22 protein-coding genes and 2 tRNA genes are annotated in these 19,660 nt (G+C 69.1%); 16 read left to right on the forward strand and 8 right to left on the reverse strand.

Annotated elements, in window-relative coordinates; genetic code table 11:
* Position 1 precedes the first annotated feature (1 nt).
* The 4 genes from mobA to C3Y15_RS09575 all read left to right on the forward strand — a co-directional run bounded on the left by mobA (position 2) and on the right by C3Y15_RS09575 (position 2,815).
* On the forward strand, positions 2-619 hold the full coding sequence (mobA, locus tag C3Y15_RS09560; RefSeq protein WP_059735240.1) for a molybdenum cofactor guanylyltransferase MobA: 618 nt from the start codon (positions 2-4) through the stop codon (positions 617-619).
* 105 nt (positions 620-724) lie between these two features.
* Positions 725-2,020: a gephyrin-like molybdotransferase Glp gene (glp, locus tag C3Y15_RS09565; RefSeq protein ID WP_069246177.1), complete on the forward strand. Its 1,296-nt coding sequence runs from the start codon at positions 725-727 to the stop codon at positions 2,018-2,020.
* A 37-nt stretch (positions 2,021-2,057) separates the two neighbouring features.
* Positions 2,058-2,333, forward strand: a complete 276-nt coding sequence (locus tag C3Y15_RS09570; RefSeq protein WP_006476519.1) for a hypothetical protein — start codon at positions 2,058-2,060, stop codon at positions 2,331-2,333.
* A complete protein-coding gene (locus tag C3Y15_RS09575) occupies positions 2,330-2,815 on the forward strand; it encodes a GNAT family N-acetyltransferase (protein ID WP_069246176.1) in 486 nt (161 codons plus the stop codon). The genes C3Y15_RS09570 and C3Y15_RS09575 overlap by 4 nt, the downstream gene beginning before the upstream one ends.
* A 112-nt stretch (positions 2,816-2,927) precedes the next feature.
* On the opposite strand, the gene rmuC is transcribed toward C3Y15_RS09575, so the two are convergent.
* The 5 genes from rmuC to pncB all read right to left on the reverse strand — a co-directional run bounded on the left by rmuC (position 2,928) and on the right by pncB (position 8,892).
* Positions 2,928-4,403, reverse strand: coding sequence for a DNA recombination protein RmuC (gene rmuC, locus C3Y15_RS09580; RefSeq protein ID WP_011883921.1), 1,476 nt, complete (start codon positions 4,401-4,403; stop codon positions 2,928-2,930).
* The gene (locus C3Y15_RS09585; RefSeq protein ID WP_069246372.1) at positions 4,400-5,389 is read right to left on the reverse strand and encodes a D-glycerate dehydrogenase; all 990 of its coding nucleotides are present in this window, start codon (positions 5,387-5,389) and stop codon (positions 4,400-4,402) included. The genes rmuC and C3Y15_RS09585 overlap by 4 nt, the downstream gene beginning before the upstream one ends.
* A gap of 80 nt (positions 5,390-5,469) precedes the next feature.
* Complete coding sequence (locus C3Y15_RS09590; RefSeq protein WP_069246175.1) at positions 5,470-6,900, reverse strand: sodium:proton antiporter; 1,431 nt, start codon at positions 6,898-6,900, stop codon at positions 5,470-5,472.
* Between the two features lie 43 nt (positions 6,901-6,943).
* Complete coding sequence (locus C3Y15_RS09595; RefSeq protein WP_059668787.1) at positions 6,944-7,606, reverse strand: lactate utilization protein C; 663 nt, start codon at positions 7,604-7,606, stop codon at positions 6,944-6,946.
* Between the two features lie 86 nt (positions 7,607-7,692).
* Positions 7,693-8,892 carry a nicotinate phosphoribosyltransferase gene (gene pncB / locus C3Y15_RS09600; RefSeq protein WP_034194229.1) on the reverse strand — a complete coding sequence of 400 codons (1,200 nt, stop codon included), beginning with the start codon at positions 8,890-8,892 and terminating at the stop codon, positions 7,693-7,695.
* A gap of 280 nt (positions 8,893-9,172) precedes the next feature.
* Here pncB and fdxA point away from each other — a divergent pair, with 280 nt between their 5' ends.
* From fdxA to C3Y15_RS09645, 8 genes are all read left to right on the forward strand, one after another.
* Positions 9,173-9,496 (forward strand): ferredoxin FdxA, encoded by a 324-nt coding sequence (gene fdxA, locus C3Y15_RS09610; protein ID WP_009688972.1) that lies wholly within the window; start codon positions 9,173-9,175, stop codon positions 9,494-9,496.
* 103 nt (positions 9,497-9,599) lie between these two features.
* Positions 9,600-9,675, forward strand: a tRNA-Asn gene (locus C3Y15_RS09615).
* Positions 9,676-9,749: 74 nt separating this feature from the next.
* Positions 9,750-9,825, forward strand: a tRNA-Asn gene (locus C3Y15_RS09620).
* Positions 9,826-9,932: 107 nt separating this feature from the next.
* Positions 9,933-10,418, forward strand: coding sequence for a CreA family protein (locus tag C3Y15_RS09625; protein WP_011883909.1), 486 nt, complete (start codon positions 9,933-9,935; stop codon positions 10,416-10,418).
* 60 nt (positions 10,419-10,478) lie between these two features.
* Entirely contained in the window at positions 10,479-11,381 is a 903-nt protein-coding gene (locus tag C3Y15_RS09630) for an AraC family transcriptional regulator (protein ID WP_059568587.1), read from the forward strand.
* 290 nt (positions 11,382-11,671) lie between these two features.
* Positions 11,672-12,445 carry an AzlC family ABC transporter permease gene (locus C3Y15_RS09635; protein WP_045579332.1) on the forward strand — a complete coding sequence of 258 codons (774 nt, stop codon included), beginning with the start codon at positions 11,672-11,674 and terminating at the stop codon, positions 12,443-12,445.
* The gene (locus tag C3Y15_RS09640) at positions 12,442-12,780 is read left to right on the forward strand and encodes an AzlD domain-containing protein (protein WP_011883902.1); all 339 of its coding nucleotides are present in this window, start codon (positions 12,442-12,444) and stop codon (positions 12,778-12,780) included. The genes C3Y15_RS09635 and C3Y15_RS09640 overlap by 4 nt, the downstream gene beginning before the upstream one ends.
* Positions 12,781-12,938: 158 nt before the next feature.
* A complete protein-coding gene (locus C3Y15_RS09645; protein WP_059475864.1) occupies positions 12,939-13,709 on the forward strand; it encodes a DUF4088 family protein in 771 nt (256 codons plus the stop codon).
* A gap of 133 nt (positions 13,710-13,842) precedes the next feature.
* Here the strand turns inward: C3Y15_RS09645 and C3Y15_RS09650 are convergent, their stop codons facing one another.
* Complete coding sequence (locus C3Y15_RS09650) at positions 13,843-14,172, reverse strand: hypothetical protein (RefSeq protein ID WP_069246174.1); 330 nt, start codon at positions 14,170-14,172, stop codon at positions 13,843-13,845.
* Positions 14,173-14,432: 260 nt separating this feature from the next.
* Here C3Y15_RS09650 and C3Y15_RS09655 point away from each other — a divergent pair, with 260 nt between their 5' ends.
* The 3 genes from C3Y15_RS09655 to fumC all read left to right on the forward strand — a co-directional run bounded on the left by C3Y15_RS09655 (position 14,433) and on the right by fumC (position 17,720).
* Positions 14,433-14,651, forward strand: coding sequence for an RNA-binding S4 domain-containing protein (locus C3Y15_RS09655; RefSeq protein WP_006753074.1), 219 nt, complete (start codon positions 14,433-14,435; stop codon positions 14,649-14,651).
* A 128-nt stretch (positions 14,652-14,779) separates the two neighbouring features.
* A complete protein-coding gene (norM, locus tag C3Y15_RS09660) occupies positions 14,780-16,168 on the forward strand; it encodes a multidrug efflux MATE transporter NorM (RefSeq protein ID WP_011883895.1) in 1,389 nt (462 codons plus the stop codon).
* A gap of 157 nt (positions 16,169-16,325) precedes the next feature.
* Positions 16,326-17,720: a class II fumarate hydratase gene (gene fumC / locus C3Y15_RS09670; RefSeq protein WP_014722698.1), complete on the forward strand. Its 1,395-nt coding sequence runs from the start codon at positions 16,326-16,328 to the stop codon at positions 17,718-17,720.
* Between the two features lie 66 nt (positions 17,721-17,786).
* Here fumC and C3Y15_RS09675 read toward each other — a convergent pair whose 3' ends face one another.
* Together C3Y15_RS09675 and C3Y15_RS31685 are read right to left on the reverse strand one after the other, a co-directional pair.
* Entirely contained in the window at positions 17,787-18,299 is a 513-nt protein-coding gene (locus tag C3Y15_RS09675; RefSeq protein WP_011883890.1) for an acyl-CoA thioesterase, read from the reverse strand.
* A 260-nt stretch (positions 18,300-18,559) separates the two neighbouring features.
* Complete coding sequence (locus C3Y15_RS31685; RefSeq protein ID WP_164715996.1) at positions 18,560-18,700, reverse strand: hypothetical protein; 141 nt, start codon at positions 18,698-18,700, stop codon at positions 18,560-18,562.
* Between the two features lie 191 nt (positions 18,701-18,891).
* On the opposite strand from C3Y15_RS31685, the gene C3Y15_RS09680 reads away from it, so the two are divergent.
* A complete protein-coding gene (locus C3Y15_RS09680) occupies positions 18,892-19,599 on the forward strand; it encodes a helix-turn-helix transcriptional regulator (protein ID WP_011883886.1) in 708 nt (235 codons plus the stop codon).
* The last annotated feature ends 61 nt before the right edge of the window (positions 19,600-19,660 follow it).

Here is a 19,660-nt window from a genome sequence, read left to right on the forward strand (position 1 = left end):
GATGCCCGCTTCCGTCACGCCTTCGATCACCGGCCTGCTGCTCGCCGGCGGACGCGCGACGCGCATGGACGGGGCCGACAAGGGCCTCCAGCTGCTCGACGGCACGCCGCTCGCCTTGCACGTGCTGCGCCGGCTCGCCGGCCAGGTCGACGAGATGGTGATCAGCGCGAATCGCAACGCCGATCGCTATGCCGAACTCGGCGCGCCGTTCGGAGCGCGCGTCGTGCCGGACGAAACCCTGGACTTCGCGGGCCCGCTCGCCGGGCTGCTCGCCGGCATGCGCGCGGCGCGCGCGCCGCTCGTGGTCTGTGCGCCGTGCGATACGCCCCACCTGCCGACCGACCTCGTCGCGCGACTGCACGCGGCCTTCGACGCGCATCGGGCCGACATCGCGATGGCCGTGACCGTCGACGCCCAGCACGCGCGCTCGCCGCAGCCGACCTTCGCGCTGCTGCGCACGTCGCTCGCCGACGACCTCGCCGCCGCGCTCGCAGCCGGCGAGCGCAAGGTGCGTGCGTGGTACGCACGCCACAAGACGGTCGAAGTCGAGTTTCGCGACGAGCGTGCGTTTTACAATGCCAACTCCTGGCAGGAACTCGCCGCGCTGGCCCGCCGCTGACGGCATCGGCCGCGTTTTCCGCCCGCCGCATGCGCGTCCGCGCTCAGGCGCTCCTTTCGCGCCACCGGCCACGAACCCGATACGCCTTGCGGCGCAGTCCGACCGATGATCACGCAACCTTCGTCCGCCTCCCCACCCGCACCCGCTTCCGCTGCTCCGCTGTCGCTCGCCGATGCGCAGGCGCTCGCGTGCCGCTTCGCGGTGCCGGTCGACGCGTGCGACATCGTGTCGCTGCACGATGCGCTCGACCGCGTGCTCGCGGCCGACGTGAACGCGCCGTTCGACATTCCCGCTTACGACAATTCCGCGATGGACGGCTATGCGTTCGACGGCGGCGCGAGCATGGCCGCCGCATCGGCCGAGATCGCGCTGACGGTCGCCGGCACGGCGCTCGCCGGCCATCCGTTCGACGGCGTCGTCGCACCCGGCGCCTGCATCTGCATCATGACCGGCGCGCCGATGCCGGCCGGCTGCGACACCGTCATTCCGCAGGAACGCGTGCGCGTGGCGGGCGACGTCGTCCGCTTCGCCGCGCACGACGTCGCGCGCGGCGCGAATTGCCGCAAGGCCGGCGAGGATCTCGCGCGCGGCGCATGCGCGCTGGCCGCCGGCCGCATCCTGCGTCCGTCCGATCTCGGCCTGCTCGCGTCGTTCGGGCTGCGCGAGGTCACGGTGCGCCGCCGCGTGCGGGTCGCCGTGTTCTCGACCGGCGACGAGCTGCGCGAACCGGGCCAGCCGCGCGCGGACGGCACGCTGTACGACAGCAACCGCGCCATGCTGGTCGCGATGCTCGAACGGCTGCACCTCGACGCGCTCGATCTCGGCATCGTTCGCGACGATCCGGCGGCGCTCGAACGCGCGCTGCGCGATGCGGTCGCCGCAGGCGCCGACGCGGTGATCACGTCGGGCGGCGTATCGGTCGGCGAAGCGGACTTCACGCGGGACGTGATGACGCGGCTCGGCGACGTGACGTTCGCGAGCCTCGCACTGCGGCCCGGCCGGCCGCTCGCGTGCGGCACGCTCGCACGCGCCGCCGGCGATGCCGGCCATACGCTGTTCTTCGGGCTGCCCGGCAACCCGGTCGCGTCCGCCGTGACGTTCTACGCGATCGTGCGCCCGGCGCTGCTCGCGCTGGCCGGCGCGCAGACACCACCGCCGGCGATGTACGCCGCATTCAGCACGCAGCGGCTGAACAAGCGGCCGGGCCGCACCGAATACCTGCGCGCCATCGCGACGCGTGCGGCCGACGGCCGCTGGCACGTCGCACCGGCCGGCTCGCAGAGCTCCGCATCGCTGAGCGGCCTCGCGGCCGCGAACTGTTTCATCGTCCTGGGCCACGACTGCGCGGCGGTCGACGCGGGCGCCCCGGTCGACATCCTGCCGCTCGACGGCCTGATCTGAATTCCAATCGGTATATCTCTACGGGGGCAATCCACACATGAAGAAACAAATCTCGTCGATCGCCGCGGGGCAGACCGCGAAGGCGCTGATCCTCGTCTACCTGACGTTCAGCGTGCCGATCGTGCTGCTCGGCATCCTGGTCGCATACATCCGCTACGGGATGGTCGAGCTCAGCACGATCCTCAGCGCGCTGCTGCTGAACGCGATCCTCGGCTTCGTGCTGCTGTGGATCGCATGCCACGCGTACAACTGGGTCGCGTCGCGTTTCGGCGGCATCGAGATCGTGCTGTCCGACCCGCCGGAGGAAGCGTGAGCGGCGCAGCGCCGATCCGCCCGGCCGAAGCGCGCGATGTCGGCGCGATCGTCGCGCTGATGCGCGAGCTCGCCGAGTTCGAGAAGCTCACGCACCTGTTCGTCGCGACCGAGGCCGATCTGGCCGACGCGCTGTTCGGCGAACGGCCGGCCGCCGAGGCGCTGGTCGCCGAACTGGACGGCGCGATCGTCGCGTATGCGCTGTTCTTCCACAACTATTCGACGTTCGTCGGCCGTCGCGGCCTGTATCTCGAGGATCTGTACGTGCAGCCGGCGCAACGCGGCACGGGGCTCGGCACCGCGATGTTGCGGCACCTCGCCGCGCTCGCCGTCGAGCGCCGCTGCGCGCGCTTCGATTGGTCGGTACTCGACTGGAACCGCCCCGCGATCGACTTCTACGAGAAGATGGGCGCGACCGTGCTGCCCGACTGGCGCATCGTGCGCATGACCGGCGACGCGCTTCACGCGCTCGCCGCGCGCTGAACGCGCAACGCTCGCGGCTACGCGGCCGCTACCGCTGCCGCAAAAGAAGACGGGCGCCACGGCGCCCGTCGTTCGTTTCAGCGCGCTTCAGCCGCGCGCGTGGGGCTTCGCTCTACGCATCGTCGGCATCGGCGCCGTCGGCGGCCTGCGCGCCGAGCAGGCCAGCGGCCGTCTCGTCGGGCAACGCCTCGACCTGCTTCAGCTTGCGGCCCATCACGCGAGTGCGCTGCTCGGCCGCCTCGATCGAGCGCGTGACCGTTTCGAGCTGCGCCTTCGTGCGCGCGAGCACATCGCCGAACTTGCCGAACTCGCTCTTCACCGCACCGAGCACCTGCCACACCTCGCTCGAACGCTGCTCGATCGCGAGCGTGCGGAACCCCATCTGCAGGCTGTTGAGCAGCGCCGTCAACGTCGTCGGCCCGGCCACCGTCACGCGGTAGTCGCGCTGCAGCAGGTCGGTCAGCCCCGGCCGGCGCAGGATCTCCGCATAGAGCCCCTCGGTCGGCAGGAACAGCAGCGCGAAATCGGTGGTGTGCGGCGGTGCGACGTATTTCTCGGCAATCGTGCGCGCTTCCATCCGCACCCGCGCTTCGAGCGCACGCCCCGCTTCTTCGACGGCCGCCGCATCGGCGCGCTCCTGCGCGTCGATCAGCCGCTCGTAGTCCTCGCGCGGGAATTTCGCGTCGATCGGCAGCCATACCGGCGCCGCGTCGCGCGTGCCGGCGTCGCGGCCAGGCAGCCGGATCGCGAATTCGACGCGTTCGCTGCTCTTCGGCACGGTCGCGACGTTCTTCGCGTACTGGTCGGGCGTGAGCATCTGCTCGAGCAACGCCTCGAGCTGCACCTCGCCCCACGTGCCGCGCGTCTTCACGTTGGTCAGCACCTTCTTCAGGTCGCCGACGCCGGCCGCCAGCGTCTGCATTTCGCCGAGGCCGCGGTGCACCTGCTCGAGACGATCCGAGACGAGCTTGAACGATTCGCCGAGCCGCTGTTCGAGCGTCGCATGCAACTTCTCGTCGACGGTGCGGCGCATCTCCTCGAGCTTCGCCGCGTTGTTCGTCTCGATTTCCTTCAGCCGCTGCTCGAGCGTCGCGCGCACTTCGCCGATCCGGCGGTCGTTGGCCTCGGTCAGTTGCGTGAGCTGCCGGTTCAGCGTGTCGCCGAACAGCCGCAGCGCGACCGTCTGCTCCTCGCGCGCCTGCTGCGCCTGGCGCTGCACGCTTTCGCGCATCGCGTCGAACTGCTGCGCGTTGCCGGCGACGAGCTTAGCGAGCTGTTGCGCGAAGCCGTCGATCTGGTTGTTCTGCACGGTCGCGATGCTCGTGAGCTGCGTCGCGAGCGTCTGCTGCAGCTGCGAGAAACTGCCGGCCAGCTCGGTGCGCGAGCCGCGCGCGTTGTCGACGATCTCGCCGCGCAGCTCGCGTTCGAGCCGCTCGATTGCGAGCGCCTGCGCATGCGCGGCGTCCTCGATCTGATCGCCGAGCACGACCGCATCGTCGCGGCCGCCGCCGCGCAGCATCGCGAACACCGCCACCGACAGCGCGACGGCCAGCACGACGATCGCCGCCAACAACAACGTCGTGGTCATGCGCGCGGCTTCCCGATCACGTCAGGGTTGATCGGATTCGGCGGCTGGCCGGCGCGCGGCCCTTCGCCGAGCGCGGCGATCAGGTTGTCGGCGGCGAGGTTCGCCATCGCGCGGCGCGTCTTTTCGGTGGCGCTCGCGATGTGCGGCGTCAGCACGACGTTCGGCACTTCCAGCAACGCCGGGTGCACGCTCGGCTCGCCTTCGAACACGTCGAGGCCGGCCGCGGCGATGGTGCCGTCGCGCAGCGCGACGGCCAGCGCCGCGTCGTCGACGATGCCGCCGCGCGCGATGTTGGTGAGCGTCGCGGTGCGCTTCATCTTCGCCAGCTCGGCCGCGCCGATCGTGTGGTGGTTCTCCTTCGTGTACGGCAGCACCAGCACGACGTGATCGGCGCGCGCCAGCAGCTCGTCCTTCGATACGTACTGCGCGGCGAGCTCCGCCTCGATTTCCGGCGGGACGCGCGAACGGTTGTGATAGATCACCTGCATCCCGAAGCCGCGCGCGCGGCGCGCGAGCGCCTGGCCGATGCGCCCCATCCCGATCACGCCGAGCGTCGACCCGTAGATGTCGCTGCCGAGAAAGCCGTCGTACGCCCATTTGCGCCAATGCCCGGCGCGCAGCCAGTGTTCGGATTCGGCGATCCGGCGCGCGGCGGCCATCATCAGCGCCCAGCCGAAATCGGCGGTGGACTCGTTCAACACGTCCGGCGTGTTGGTGCCGAGCACGTTCGCCGCGTTGAACGCGGCCATGTCGAAGTTGTTGTAGCCGACCGCCATGTTCGACACGACGCGCAGCCGCGGCGCCGCCGCGAGCGCGGCCGCGCCGATCGGGTCGCCGGCCGTCAGCGCGCCGTCCTTGTCGGCGAGCCGGGCGGCGAGCGCATCGGGCGCGAGCGCGTCGCCGTTGTTCCAGTCGACTTCAAAATACTGTTCGAGCCGTTCGATCACGTCCGGAAAAATCGGGCGTGCGACCAGGATCTTCTGCATCGCCATCTCCGCATGCCGCGGCCGGCACGCGGCGCGTCGCGCGCCGCCGTGCCGTGCACGCTGGGTTGAAATTTGCCCGCCTACGCCGTGAAGAAGATCCACGACGTCAGCAGGAACACGGGCACCAGTACCGCGAACGCCCAGCCGAGATACGCGAAGAAGCTCGGCATCCTCACGCCGCGCGACTCCGCGATCGCCTTCACCATGAAGTTCGGCGCATTGCCGATGTAGCTGTTCGCGCCCATGAACACCGCGCCCGCCGAAATCGCGGCGAGCGTCGTCGCGCCGGTCGTCATCAGCGCCTGCGCGTCGCCGCCGGCGAGGTTGAAGAACACGAGGTAGGTCGGCGCGTTGTCGAGGAACGACGACAGCAAGCCCGTTGCCCAGAAGTACATCACGTCGATCGGCTTGCCGTCGGCGCCCGTGACGAGATGGACGATCTGCTCGAACGCGCCGTCGGCGCCGGCGCGCAGGATCACGATCACCGGCGCGATCGTCACGAAGATCCCCGCGAACAGCTTCGCGACTTCCTCGATCGGCGCCCAGTTGAACGCATTGCCCTCGCGCGCCGAGCGCGGCGTCAGCGCGAGCGACGCGAGCGCCACGACGATCAGCGCGACGTCGCGCACGAGGTTCTGCAGCGCGACGTGCGTGCCCCACACGTCGAACGCGACGTCGGGCTTCCAGATGCCGCTCATCAGCACGAGGCCGATCACCGCCGCGAGCAGCACGAAGTTGATCTTGCCGTCGATCGACAGCGCGACGTCGTCGGGCGTCGGATCGAGCGCGGCCGGCCGCTCTTCGCCGCCCTTCCGGTAGAAGTACGTGTCGAGCACGAAGAACAGCGTCAGCAGCAGCGCGCAGATGAACAGCATCGGCAGCGCCAGATGGGTGGTCGTCCAGAAGAAGCTCACGCCGTTCAGAAAGCCGAGGAACAGCGGCGGATCGCCGAGCGGCGACAGCGAGCCGCCCGCATTCGCGACCAGGAAGATGAAGAAGATCACGACGTGCACGACGTGCTTGCGGTTGTCGTTCGCGCGCAGCAGCGGGCGGATCAGCAGCATCGCCGCGCCGGTCGTGCCCATCACGCTCGCGAGCAGCGTGCCGAGCGCGAGGATCGCGGTGTTCAGCTTCGGCGTGCCGTGCAGGTTGCCGTTCACGCAGATGCCGCCGGCCACCGTGTACAGCGCGGTCAGCAGCACGATGAACGGGATGTACTCCTCGAGCAGCGCGTGCACGAGCGTACCGAACGCGGTGCCGGCGCCGAACACAACGGCGAACGGCGCCAGGAACGCAACCGCCCACGCGGCGGCGATCTTGCCGAAATGGTGATGCCAGAACACGGGCGCGATCAGCGGGAACACCGCGATCGACAGCAGGATCCCGGCGAACGGGATGCCCCACAGCGCGGACAGCGTGGCACCGTCGAGCGTGGCGGCCGATGCGAGCGCCGGAACCGCGCCAAGCGCAGCGCCCGACGCCATGCCCGCCCAGGCGGCATGTCGTTTCATGCAGAACGTCCTTCTACGAGTGAGGTGAGATGCGGCCGGCGCGTCATGCGCCGCGCACGATGATCGCGTGCACGCGGTACGGGCCGTGTGCGCCGAGCACGATGGTCTGCTCGATGTCGCCGGTGCGCGACGGCCCCGAGACGAAGTTGACCGCGCGCGGCAGCTCGCCGCGCTCCGCACGGATCAGCGCGAACGCATCTTCGTGACCGGCGACGATGCGCGAAGCCGGCACGATCGCGATGTGCGTCTCCGGCAGCAGGCCGGCCGATGCATAGGTGTCGGGACCGGACAGCAGCACCAGCGAGCCCGTTTCGGCGGTCGCGCAGAAGCAGCCGGTCAGGCCCACCAGATCGCCGTCGCGCGGCTTGCGGCATTCGACCGACAGGCCGGCGCCGGCCCAGTCGAGCTCGGCGAGCGTGCGCCAGGCGACGGCCTGCAGCGGCAGCCCGTGCGCGCCGAGATAGCGTGCAGCGGCGGCCGGTGCGTCGGCGAACGTCGCGACTTCGTCGATGGTGGTGGACAGGCGCGCCGCTTCAGCGACGAACGCGGCGACGAGGTCGGCCGGCGGCGCCGGGCGCGGGCCTTCGGGATGACGGGCGAGATAGTCGGCGACGCCGTCGCGCTCCGCTGCATCGGGTTCGGGCGCGCGTCCTTGCGCCGCGCGGATGCGTGCGAGGATCTGGCGACGGGCAGCGGAAGTGTCCATGAACGGTCCTCGTGACGTTGGCGTGCGATACCGTCGGATTATACCGGCCGCCCCCGCCGCGCCGCACGTCGCCGTGCGGCGAACGCCTACTGCGAAGCGTCGTCGCCGACCGGCTGCGCGATCCCGAATACCTGACGCAGGTACGCGAGATACGCCTTGTCGTCGCACATGCTCTTGCCCGGCGAATCGGACAGCTTGGCGACCGGCTGACCGTTGCAGCGGACCATCTTGATCACGATCTGCAGCGGCACGTAGCCGAGATCGTTCGTCAGGTTGGTGCCGACGCCGAACGCGAGCTTGCAGCGGCCGCGGAACCGTTCGTACAGCTGCATGACCTTCGGGATGTCGAGCGCGTCCGAGAACACGAGCACCTTGGTGCGCGGGTCGCAGCGGTTCGCCTCGTAGTGGCGCAGCATGCGCTCGCCCCAGTCGAACGGATCGCCCGAATCGTGGCGCGCGCCGTCGAACAGCTTGCAGAAGTACATGTCGAAGTCGTTCAGGAACGCGTCCATCCCGTAGACGTCCGACAGCGCGATCCCGAGGTCGCCGCGATACTCCTTCGCCCACATCTCGAAACCGTAGGTCTGCGAATCGCGCAGCCGCGGCCCGAGCGCCTGACACGCCTGCAGGTATTCGTGCGCCATCGTGCCGAGCGGCGTGAGGTCGTGCTTCATCGCGTAGAACACGTTGCTCGTGCCGGCGAATTGCGGGCCGAGCCCGTCGCGCAGCGTCAGCGCGACTTCCTCGTGCCACACCTTCGAGAAGCGGCGGCGCGTGCCGTAGTCGGCGATCTTGCAGTCGGCGAACTCGGGCTTCGCGCCGAGCAGCTTGATCTTGTCGCGCAGCCGCTCGCGGCCTTCGCGGTAGTCGGGCTCGCGCTGCGTGTTGCGGAAATAGACTTCGTTGACGATCGCGAGCACCGGGATCTCGAACAGGATCGTATGCAGCCACGGCCCTTCGATCACGATGTCGATCTCGCCGTTGCCCTTCGGCGAAGGCGTGATCGAAATGTACTTTTCGTTCAGGTGGAACAGCGCGAGGAAATCGACGAAGTCGCTCTTGATGAAGCGCATGCGCCGCAGGTAGTCGAGCTCGACGTCGGTGAAGCGCAGCGCGCAGAGGCCGCGCACCTCGTCGCGGATCTCGTCGATGTACGGCACGAGATCGACGCCGCGCGTGCGACACCGGAAGCGGTACTCGACCGTTGCGGCAGGAAAGTGATGCAGGACGACCTGCATCATCGTGAACTTGTAGAGATCCGTGTCGAGCAGCGAAGTAATGATCATGTTTGCGGCACCGCCAATATCGTGACAAGGCCCCGGCGCACGGCGCGCCGCCCGGTCTGCCGGCCATGTTACCCGAATGCGGGACGGACCATCGTGAAGCCGTCCGGCGCGCGCGTGCGGCGGCGCCGTCGCCGCGCAGGTCCGCCATCGCCCCATAAACTAATCACGAAACGATATAAGCCGGAAAGTCGAGCACGCGATGCGGGTTTTGCGCTTCAGTTACAATGCCGCTTTTGGCGCAAACGCCACCCCATATATACCGCCAAGCAGGAGCGTTTTAATGACTCACGTTGTGACCGAAGGCTGCATCAAGTGCAAATACACGGATTGCGTGGATGTATGCCCGGTGGATTGCTTCCGTGAAGGTCCCAACTTTCTCGCCATCGATCCGGACGAGTGCATCGACTGCGCAGTGTGCGTCGCCGAATGCCCGACCAACGCGATCTATGCCGAAGAAGACGTTCCGGGCGACCAGCAGCAGTTCACCGCGCTGAACGCCGAACTGGCGAAGAACTGGCCGTCGATCACCAAGACCAAGCCGGCACCGGCCGACGCGGACGAGTGGAAGGACGTGCAGGACAAGCTGCACCTGCTCGAGCGCTGATCCAGCAGCGGCGCCGCAAAAAATTTTGCATGTCGCCGCCCAAAGGTATTGACAGGTCAGAAGCCACTCCATAAAATCTCGTTTCTCTGCTGTTGATGTTTGTTCCCCGATAGCTCAGTCGGTAGAGCGCCGGACTGTTAATCCGTAGGTCCCTGGTTCGAGCCCAGGTCGGGGAGCCAAAAAGCAAAGGCCCGTTGAAAGTGGACGGGTTTTTTGTTGGTCACCGAACACACATGCAGATGTACCGATTTATTCCCCGATAGCTCAGTCGGTAGAGCGCCGGACTGTTAATCCGTAGGTCCCTGGTTCGAGCCCAGGTCGGGGAGCCAGACAATGAAAGGCCCGTCATTCGACGGGCCTTTTGTCTTTCCGGCGCCCGTTCGCCGCGGCGGCGCATGCTAGAGTCTCTGTCTCCCATTTGCATCCGGCCACGTCGATGAAGCATCGCCTCCTTTACGCCGCTCGTTCCGCCCTGCTGCTATCCGCCGTTGCCGCCGCGCCGCTCGCGCACGCGGAGGAAGTCGGCAGCGTCAACACCCACTTTCGCGTGACGGGCTCCGATCGCGTGGTCGTCGAAGCGTACGACGATCCGCTCGTGACCGGCGTCACCTGCTACGTGTCGCGCGCGCGCACCGGCGGGATCAAGGGCACGCTGGGCGTCGCCGAAGATCCGACCGAAGCGTCGATCGCGTGCCGGCAAGTCGGGCCGCTCAGCTTCAAGGAACCGCTCAAGCAGCAGACCGACGTGTTCAGCGAGCGCATGTCGTTCATCTTCAAGACGCTGCACGTCGTGCGCGTCGTCGATACGAAGCGCAACACGCTCGTCTACCTGACCTACAGCGATCGCGTCGTCAGCGGCAGCCCGAAGAACGCCGTCACCGCGGTGCCGATGCCGGCCGGCACGACGATTCCGGTCAAGTAGGCGCACGCGGGCCGCGCGCACGAACGATACACTGTCGGATCGACCGCTTCGCGCCCCACCATGCCCGCTGCCCGCCTTCCCGATTCCGCCCGCTACTGGCGCACGCCGCTGCTGCCGGACGCGGACCTGCTCACGGCCACCTATCGCAACCACACGTTCGCGCCGCACTGGCACGACGCGTACACGATTCCCGTGATCCTGGAAGGCGCCGAGCGCTACATGTGCCGCGGCAGCGGCCATGTCGCCGAAACCGGCACGGTGCCGGTGATCAATCCCGGCGAAGTCCACACGGGCTCGCGCGCGACCGACGAAGGGTGGTGCTATCGCGTCAGCTACGTGCCGGTTGCTTACCTGCGCACGCTGGCCAGCACGATCGTCGGCCGGCCGCAGGACGCGCCGTGGTTCCCGAACGGCGTGATCCGCGACACCGATCTCGCGGCACGACTCGCGCGCGCGCACCGAATGATGGAGGCCGGGAGCGAGTGCGTGGCGGGTGAACGCGTGGATTCGGCGGATGCCCTGCATTCCGCGCACGCCGGCGCGCTCCCGGTCTACGATCCGCTCGCCGCCGAAACGGCGCTGCTCGATGCGCTGTCGACGCTGATCGCGCGTCATGCCGACGCGCGGCTGCAACCGCACGCGCTCGCGGCCGACGAGCCGCGCGTCGACGCCATGCGCGAACGGCTCGCCGCCGATCTCACGTGCAGCGTCACGCTCGACGACGTCGCGCAGGCCGTCGGCCTGTCGCCGTTTCACGCGGCGCGCTTGTTCACGCGCACGATCGGGATGCCGCCGCACGCATGGCGCAACCAGTTGCGGCTGCAGCGCGCGCTTGCGCCGTTGCGCGCGGGCGCATCGGTCGCCGACGTCGCCGCGGCCACCGGCTTCGTCGATCAAAGCCACTTCACACGGCACTTCAAGCGGATGTTCGGCGTCCCGCCGGGGCGCTGGCAGGCGCGCTGAGGCATACGCCTCGTTCGCCTACGGCGCCGGTTTCGCCTCGGATTCCGGTTTCGCTTCGGGTTCCGCTTCCAGTTCCAGTTCCAGTTCCAGTTCCAGTTCCAGTTCAGGTTCGCTTCGGCGTCCACCACTACCGCCGACTGCGCCTCCACCGCAACCGAACCAAGCACAACCAAACCCCCATCCTACTCGGCACGCGTCTTGCGCCGCCCACCGGCGCCCGCGCCAGCGCCCCGCGCCGCCGCAAGAACGTACAAGCCGCGACGCGCCTCGCCCCGCTATCCTCCGTCGTCATGGAGACGCGCACTTTGAACCCGACACCCACTTCCTCCGCACCGCCGCGCCGTGCGTTGACCGAATCGCTCGACGGCGCGCGCGACACGATCCCGATGATGATCGGCGCCGCCCCGTTCGGCGTGATCTTCGGCACGCTGGTCGCCGGCGGCCCGCTCGCCGCGTGGCACGGCGCGCTGATGTCGCTCACGGTGTTCGCGGGCTCCGCGCAATTCATCGCGCTCGGCCTGATCGCCGGCAGCGCGAGCTTCGTCGTCGTGCTCGCGACCACGCTGATCGTGAACCTGCGCCACCTGCTGTACAGCGCGACGCTCGCGCCCTATGTCGCCCACCTGCCGCTGCGCTGGCGCGCGACGCTCGGCGCGCTGATGACCGACGAAGTGTTCGCGGTCGCGTACGCCCACTACCGGCACTTCAAGCCCGGCACGATCGGCCCCCACTACTTCTTCGGCTCGGGCCTCGCGATGTACCTGAACTGGCAGGTCTGGACGCTCGCGGGCATCGGCTTCGGCGCGGCGTTCCCCGGCCTGCAGTCGCTCGGCCTCGACTTCGCGATGGCGGCCACCTTCATCTCGATCGTCGTCCCGCAGCTGCGCACGCTGCGCTACTTCGCGGCCGCCGCGACGGCCGGCACGCTCGCGTACTTCTGGCAGGGCTGGCCGTACAAGCTCGGGCTGCTGGGCGCGGTTGCCGCCGGCGTCGCGGTCGGCGTCGCGCTCACGCTCGCGCGCGAGCGCGCGCGGCCCGATTCGCGCACGGAGGCCGCATCGTGAGCTACGCGCTGCTGATCCTCGGCATGGCCGCCATCACCTATGCGATCCGCACGACGCTGTTCCTGTTCGGCGAGCGGCTGACCTTCCCGCCGCTGGTGCGGACCGCGCTCGGCTTCGTCCCCGTCACCGTGCTGACCGCGATCATCGTGCCGATGACCGTCGCCCCGCACGGCGGCACGGCCGAGCTCACCTGGCGCAACCCGCAGCTCGTCGGCGCGCTCGCGGCCGTGCTCGTGTCCGCGACGACCCGCCGGCCGCTCGTGACGATCGCGGTCGGGCTCGCGGTGTTCTTCTTCTGGCAAGGGGTCGTGATCCCCCACTGGCTGCCGGCCTGACGAGCGTCGCCGGCGGTGCTCAAGTTTTCGTCGTACGGGCCGATATAGCGGATGAAGACCCGCCATCGGCCTCGGCGTGAACCGGTCCGCCGACGCCGCGCCCGTACCGGCGGACAGTGGCGGCCACCGGTCCGCACGGGCCGCCATCGAGACCATTCATGGGCCAGATCACTCTTTCCCTCAAGGACGACACGCTTGCGTCCCTGCGCAAGGACTACGACGCATTCGTGCGCGTGTCGCTGAAACTCGACCCGCAATTCGCGACGCCGTCGTTCGAGGACTTCCTGCGCGCCAAGCTGCTCGACAACATGGTGCCGCTGACCGAGCACGCGGTGCAGCGGATGCTCGAAGGCGGCCAGTACGCGTGGGCGAAACGCACGCTCGACAAGGAATTCCCGGACGTCGTCGCGATCCTGATGCGGCAGGCCGGCGAGTTCGGCTTCGGCTTCGCGTCGCGCGCCGAATGGACGCCCGACGAACTCGCGAAGGCGTGCCGCGACTGGGCCAAGGCGATCGTCGCCGAGGCGCAGGGCGATGCGTCGCTGGTCGATCCGATGGCCGCGCAGATCAAGAGCGCGGTGCAGGACATCCAGGCGCTCGAGGAAATGATGCAGACGCCCGCGTGGCGACTCGCGGAATCGCTGCGGCAGCGCATCTACGAGGCCAAGCTCGCGTGCGAGATGAGCGTCGGCAGCGCGGCGCGCGACAAGCTCGGCGAACTGCGCGGGCTGCTGCGGCTCGCGCTGTCGCACGGATCGTTCCAGAAACAGGAAGCGCAGCAGCTGATGGAATATCTGCGGCTCCTGAAGCCGGAGATCTTCGTCGAAGAGCCGTACGACGTGTTCGCGCGGCTCGCCGCGTGGCTGCGCAGCGTCTTCGCGCCGGTCGCCGCGCGCCCGGCACCGGGGCCGGAACAGCGGCGGCCCTGAGCGCCGCTCTGCCCGAATGAAGCGCGGCCCGGCTCGCATCAAGCGAACCGGGCCGCGCGAGTGTCGCCGCCACGCCGCCACATCGTCACGCCGCGCCGTCCGGGGCGAGCGGCGAGCGGCGGCCCGACACCGCTTACTGCGTCCCGCCGGCAGCCGAAGCGCCGCCTTCCACGGCTTCGTCGCCGACCTTCGACTTGGTCGTGCCGGCACGATGCTTGGCCGACTTCGTCGTGTGCTTCATGTGCTTCTTGGTCGAATGGACCGACGAAGCCGCCGTATCGGTCGCACCGCCGACCGCGTTGCCCGACACGTTCGCACCGGCGCCCTCGCCTGCGCCCGGCGCCTGGGTCTGCACGCCGGCACCGGCGGTGCCCTGCGCGGCCGTTCCCGTCTGGGCAAACGCGGCCGAAGTGGCAAACACCGTCAGCGCGGCACCGATCAGCATCGTACGAATCTTGGACATGACTATCCTCCTCGAGAAGTTGCGGGCGCGGAACGCATCGATACGCTCCGTCGCGTGACCTGCCGCAACACGCAGCAGGCACGATGAAAGACCCGCGCCCGGCGGCACCGGTTCTCGAATCTCTCAGACTGTTACCCACCGTTTCATTTGCTGACGTCTCGCTCACAGACGCTAACAACAGGCCGGCGCACTCGCGCGGCCCGCGTTGCTGCCGTATGATGCGGGGCGATTCCTCCCGCGCAGCCCGCGCCACCTTCGTCATGCCCAATCTGGATTTCACGCTGACCGGCGAATACGTCGAGTTGCACAACCTGCTCAAGATCACCGGCCTCGCGGACAGCGGCGGAACGGCGAAGATGTTCGTCGCGTCCGGCGCGGTGAAGGTCGACGGCGTGGTCGAACTGCGCAAGACCTGCAAGATTCGCGCGGGCCAGGTCGTGCTGTTCGGCGACACGCGCATCGCGGTCCACGACGCGTAGCGGTGCCCCTGAGCCCGACATGGCCATCGGCGCGCGCGTTCGACACCATTCGCAGAAAGCCGTAAGCTAGGCGTCTCTCAAAATAAATACGGACAGCGCCGGCCTGTCGCCGCGCGAGCGCCCATCCCATGTCGCATTCCGGTCTCACGCGGACGGCCGCCGCGCCGCCGTCGCTCTCCCGCCATGCCGTCGATACCGCGCGCCTCGCCGCACCGCTGGCGATCGCGCAGCTCTCGCAGATGGCGATGAGCGTCACCGACACCGTGCTGCTCGGCTCGCTCGGCCCCGATTCGCTGGCGGCCGGCGGCCTCGGCGCAAACTTCTTCTTCGTCATCGTGACCGTGCTGCAGGGCGTGCTGTCGTCCGTCAGCGTGAGCGTCGCGCATGCGCGCGGCGCGCAGGCCGAACATCGCGTGCCGCACATCTACTGGACCGGCTTCGTGCTGTCGGTGCTGCTCGCGATTCCGGCGGTCGTCGCGCTGTCGCTGTCGGAACCGCTCCTGCTGATGTTCCACGAGCCGCCGACGCTCGCGCAACACGTCGGCGAATACACCGGCATCCTGCGCTTCGCGGCGCTCGGCAGCCTGATCGGCGTCGGGCTGATGCGGGCCTTCCTGCCGGCGATCGGCGCCGCGCGGCGGCTGCTGTGGGTGTCGATCGGCGGCATCGGCGTCAATGCCGTGCTGAACTACGGCCTGATCCACGGCGCATACGGCCTGCCGAGGCTCGGCTTCCTCGGCTCCGCGGTCGCGACCACCATCACGATCTGGCTCACCGCGTTCGCGCTGATCTGGCTGCTGCACGGCCGCGCGCGGTTCCGCCACTTCGTGAGCGCCGCGCGCCCGAAGCTGCCGATGATGGGCGAGCTGATCGGCATCGGCTGGCCGGTCGCGATCACGTACGGCGTCGAATCGACGCTCTTTCTCGCGACCGGGCTGACCGTCGGCGTGCTCGGCGCGACGGCGCTTGCGGCGCACCAGATCGCGCTGAACGTCGCGTCGGTGGCGTTCATGGTGCCGCTCGCGATCGGCCAGGCGGCCAACGTGCGGGTCGGCTACTGGATCGGCGCCGGCGACCCGGTCGCCGCGCGGCATGCGGGCTTCGTCGCGCTCGGCCTCGGCGTCGCGTTCATGTCGCTGTCGGGGCTCGTGCTGATCCTCGCGCCGCACGCGATCGTCGGCCTGTATCTGCACCTCGACGACCCGGCCAACGCGGCGACCGTGTCGCTCGCCGCGTCGCTGCTCGGCATCGCCGCGGTGTTCCAGATCGTCGACGGGATGCAGACGGTGGGCTCCGGCGCGCTGCGAGGGCTGCGCGATACGCGCATCCCGATGCTCGCGGCGACCTTCGGCTACTGGGGCATCGGCTTTCCGACCGGGTACTGGCTCGCCTTTCACGCGGGGCTCGGCGCACGCGGCCTGTGGTGGGGCCTCGCGGCCGGCCTAGCGAGCGTCGCCGTGCTGATGGCGTGGCGCTTCCATCTGAAGACGTCGTCGCTGATCGCCGCGCCGCGGTAAAGCGCGACACGACGCGAAATCGCGGCCGGCGCTATGCTTGTCCGCTGGCGCATCCGCGACGCCGCGCCGGCGGCGCGGCTGCCTGATGCCATGCCGCACCACGCCATGCCCGACGCCGCGCGACGCGCGGCCCTTCCCTTTCCGACAGGAGTGCATCATGAACGAAGCAGTTCGGATGGAACGCGACACGTTCGGCGAGATCGCCGTGCCCGCCGACCGGCTCTGGGGCGCGCAGACCGAGCGCTCGCTGCAGAATTTCCGGATCTCGACGGAGAAGCAGTCGCCCGAGCTGATCCACGCGCTCGCGATCGTGAAGCGCGCCGCGGCCGCCGTGAACCAGGCGCTCGGCGTCCTCGCCGACGACAAGGCGCGCGCGATCATCGATGCGGCCGACGAGATCATCGCGGGCAAGCATCCGCGTGAATTCCCGCTCGCCGTGTGGCAGACGGGCTCCGGCACGCAGACCAACATGAACCTGAACGAAGTGATCGCGAACCGCGCGAGCGAGCTGCTCGGCGGCGAGCGCGGCGAAGCGCGCAAGGTTCATCCGAACGACGACGTGAACCGCGGCCAGTCGTCGAACGACGTGTTCCCGACCGCGATGCACGTCGCGGCCGCCTACGCGATCGTCAACCACCTGCTGCCCGCGCTGCGCACGCTGCGCACGACGCTCGACGCGAAGTCGAAGGCGTTCGCCGATATCGTGAAGATCGGCCGCACGCACCTGCAGGACGCGACGCCGCTCACGCTCGGCCAGGAGTTCTCCGGTTATGTCGCGCAGCTCGACCAGGGCATCCGGCACGTCGAATCGGCGCTGCCGCACCTGTACGAGCTCGCGCTCGGCGGCACCGCGGTCGGCACCGGGCTGAACGCGCATCCGGAATTCGCGGTGCGCGTGGCCGACGAGATCGGGCGCCTGACCAAGCTGCCGTTCGTCACCGCGCCGAGCAAGTTCGAGGTGATGGCGGCCGCCGACGCGCTGGTGTTCGCACACGGCGCGCTCAAGACGGTCGCGGCCGGGCTGATGAAGATCGCGAACGACGTGCGCTGGCTCGCGAGCGGGCCGCGCTGCGGGCTCGGCGAGCTGTCGATTCCGGAAAACGAGCCGGGCAGCTCGATCATGCCGGGCAAGGTGAACCCGACGCAGTCGGAAGCCGTGACGATGCTGTGCTGCCAGGTGTTCGGCAACGACGTCGCGGTGAACGTCGGCGGCGCGAGCGGCAACTTCGAGCTGAACGTGTTCCGGCCGATGATCGCGCACAACGTGCTGCAGTCGGTGCGCCTGCTCGCCGACGGCGCGCAGAGCTTCAACGACCACTGCGCGGTCGGCATCGAGCCGAACCGGGCGCGCATCGACCTGCTGTTGAACGAATCGCTGATGCTCGTGACCGCGCTCAATCCGCACATCGGCTACGACAAGTCCGCGCAGATCGCGAAGAAGGCGCACAAGGAAGGCACGACGCTGAAGGCGGCCGCGCTCGCGCTCGGCTACCTCACCGAAGCGGAATTCGACGAATGGGTGCGGCCCGAGCAGATGATCGGTTCGCGCTGATCGCGGGTTTCGCGCGATGTGGCGACGGGCGCGGCGGGCGCGGCGCGACGGCTGCGCCCGCAGCCGTCAGACCGTGCCGTTCGCCACTTCCTCGGGCTTCATTTCGATGATCTTGTCGAGCGCGGCGCGCACGTCGCTCGCATACTTCGCGAGCACCTTCTGCTCGGCGGTCTCGGGGACGAACGGCGGCACCGGCACCGGGTTGCCGTTTTCGTCGACGGCGACGAACACGACGAGGCAGTCCGTCGTCTGACGCAGCACGCCGCCCTTCGGATCGCCGGCGTGCACGGACACGTGAATGTGCATGCTGGTGCGGCCCGTCGCGACGACGCGCGCCTTCAGCTCGACCAGATTGCCGACCAGAATCGGCCGCTGGAACCGGATGTTGCCGACGCTCACCGTCACGCAATAGCGGCTCGACCACACGGCCGCGCACGCATACGCGACCTCGTCGATCCACTTCATCAGCGCGCCGCCGTGCACCTTGCCGCCGAAGTTCACGGACGACGGCTCGGCCAGGAAGCGGAACACGGTTTCGGTGCGGTCGAGGGCGGCGGGTACGGGGGAAGATTGCGACATCGTGGGGGCTCCAGGCTACGGGGTGCTGCGGTCGGCGCATTATACGTTGCACTGCGGCAATGCGTCGCGGGCGGGCTGGGGGCGTCGGCATCGTGGCAGTGTGCGCTGTGCAGGTGCGCATCGGGTGCGCATCAGGGGACACGTTGGGTCTCACATCATCCCCTCGCATCTGGCCTCGTGTCGGGCTTCCCATCAAACCTCCCACCCAGCCGCGCACCGGCCCGAAAGCGGCTTCGCGAGCGGCATCGACAGCCTCCGCATCAGTGGCGCAGCGTGACTCCCTGATCGATCGTCCCGTACATCTCGATGCTGCCGCCCCGCCCGCCTGCGGCATCGCTGCCGCCCTGCGCACAGGCGGCGCAGAGGAGCGCGGCCGCCACCAGGCAAAAAATCGTCTTCATCGTCAGATCGCATCCCATGCGGCGGCCCACTGCCGCCGCGTGCGGCCATTCTACGCGGGCGCGGCCGGCGGCCGCCGCGGTACACGGCGGTACGTCAGCCGTCGCATCCGACATTTCAGCCGAGCCCGAAACATCGAATCGATGCTGCCACTACACTGCAGTGACTCCACCCGCTCCGACGAGGCACGACGATGACCGATCAGGACGATCACCACTTTCCCGGCCTGAGCCGGATCGGCGCATTGCTCGCCGATCCCGGGCGCGCGGCGATGCTGTGGGTGCTGATGGACGGCAGCGCGCGGCCGGCCGGAGAACTGACGATGATCGCGGGGCTGTCGCCGTCCGCGGCAAGCGCGCATCTGGCGCGCCTGACCGACAGCGGGCTGCTCGCGCTCGACATCCGTGGCCGGCATCGTTATTACCGGCTCGCGTCGTCCGACGTCGCGGCGTCGCTCGAGGCGCTCGCGAACGTCGCGCGCGCCGCCGCGCCGAACCGTCCGGTGCCGCCGCCGTCGCGCACGGTGCCGGCCGAGCTGCGCTACGCGCGCACCTGCTACGACCACATGGCCGGCGAGCTCGCGGTCCGCATCTTCGACGGCCTGACTGCCCGCGGCTGGCTGCACGCGAACGGCGACGCGATCGAGACCACCGACGCCGGCGCGCACGCGCTCGCGCGCTGGGGCATCGACGTTGCGCAGCAGCGCGCGCGCCGGCGCCGCTTCGCGTGCGGCTGCCTCGACTGGAGCGAGCGCCGCGCGCATCTTGGCGGCGCGCTCGGCGCGGCACTGCTCGACAGCTTCTGCACACACGGCTGGATCGAGCGCACCGCGCGGCCGCGCGTGCTGCGCGTCACCGTGTCCGGCCAGCGCGTTTTCGACGACTGGCTTACGTCCGCTTGACGCGCACATTGCGCGCAGACGACAACCGCGGCCGCTGGACAGGTTTTGTTACATCGGATGC

It is taken from the genome of Burkholderia sp. B10 (assembly GCF_004368385.1).
Lineage (GTDB): Bacteria > Pseudomonadota > Gammaproteobacteria > Burkholderiales > Burkholderiaceae > Burkholderia > Burkholderia vietnamiensis.

What these genes read in the sequence shown, in the direction of transcription:
- rmuC (WP_011883921.1), bottom strand. Translation starts at nt 4,403, where the DNA reads ATGACCACGACGTTGTTGTTGGCGGCGATCGTCGTGCTGGCCGTCGCG.
- C3Y15_RS09570 (WP_006476519.1), top strand. Translation starts at nt 2,058, where the DNA reads ATGAAGAAACAAATCTCGTCGATCGCCGCGGGGCAGACCGCGAAGGCG.
- C3Y15_RS09655 (WP_006753074.1), top strand. Translation starts at nt 14,433, where the DNA reads ATGCCCAATCTGGATTTCACGCTGACCGGCGAATACGTCGAGTTGCAC.
- pncB (WP_034194229.1), bottom strand. Translation starts at nt 8,892, where the DNA reads ATGATCATTACTTCGCTGCTCGACACGGATCTCTACAAGTTCACGATG.
- C3Y15_RS09680 (WP_011883886.1), top strand. Translation starts at nt 18,892, where the DNA reads ATGACCGATCAGGACGATCACCACTTTCCCGGCCTGAGCCGGATCGGC.
- C3Y15_RS09585 (WP_069246372.1), bottom strand. Translation starts at nt 5,389, where the DNA reads ATGCAGAAGATCCTGGTCGCACGCCCGATTTTTCCGGACGTGATCGAA.
- C3Y15_RS09630 (WP_059568587.1), top strand. Translation starts at nt 10,479, where the DNA reads ATGCCCGCTGCCCGCCTTCCCGATTCCGCCCGCTACTGGCGCACGCCG.
- C3Y15_RS09590 (WP_069246175.1), bottom strand. Translation starts at nt 6,900, where the DNA reads ATGAAACGACATGCCGCCTGGGCGGGCATGGCGTCGGGCGCTGCGCTT.
- C3Y15_RS09635 (WP_045579332.1), top strand. Translation starts at nt 11,672, where the DNA reads ATGGAGACGCGCACTTTGAACCCGACACCCACTTCCTCCGCACCGCCG.
- fumC (WP_014722698.1), top strand. Translation starts at nt 16,326, where the DNA reads ATGAACGAAGCAGTTCGGATGGAACGCGACACGTTCGGCGAGATCGCC.
- norM (WP_011883895.1), top strand. Translation starts at nt 14,780, where the DNA reads ATGTCGCATTCCGGTCTCACGCGGACGGCCGCCGCGCCGCCGTCGCTC.
- mobA (WP_059735240.1), top strand. Translation starts at nt 2, where the DNA reads ATGCCCGCTTCCGTCACGCCTTCGATCACCGGCCTGCTGCTCGCCGGC.
- C3Y15_RS09675 (WP_011883890.1), bottom strand. Translation starts at nt 18,299, where the DNA reads ATGTCGCAATCTTCCCCCGTACCCGCCGCCCTCGACCGCACCGAAACC.
- C3Y15_RS09650 (WP_069246174.1), bottom strand. Translation starts at nt 14,172, where the DNA reads ATGTCCAAGATTCGTACGATGCTGATCGGTGCCGCGCTGACGGTGTTT.
- C3Y15_RS09645 (WP_059475864.1), top strand. Translation starts at nt 12,939, where the DNA reads ATGGGCCAGATCACTCTTTCCCTCAAGGACGACACGCTTGCGTCCCTG.
- C3Y15_RS31685 (WP_164715996.1), bottom strand. Translation starts at nt 18,700, where the DNA reads ATGAAGACGATTTTTTGCCTGGTGGCGGCCGCGCTCCTCTGCGCCGCC.
- glp (WP_069246177.1), top strand. Translation starts at nt 725, where the DNA reads ATGATCACGCAACCTTCGTCCGCCTCCCCACCCGCACCCGCTTCCGCT.
- C3Y15_RS09595 (WP_059668787.1), bottom strand. Translation starts at nt 7,606, where the DNA reads ATGGACACTTCCGCTGCCCGTCGCCAGATCCTCGCACGCATCCGCGCG.
- C3Y15_RS09625 (WP_011883909.1), top strand. Translation starts at nt 9,933, where the DNA reads ATGAAGCATCGCCTCCTTTACGCCGCTCGTTCCGCCCTGCTGCTATCC.
- fdxA (WP_009688972.1), top strand. Translation starts at nt 9,173, where the DNA reads ATGACTCACGTTGTGACCGAAGGCTGCATCAAGTGCAAATACACGGAT.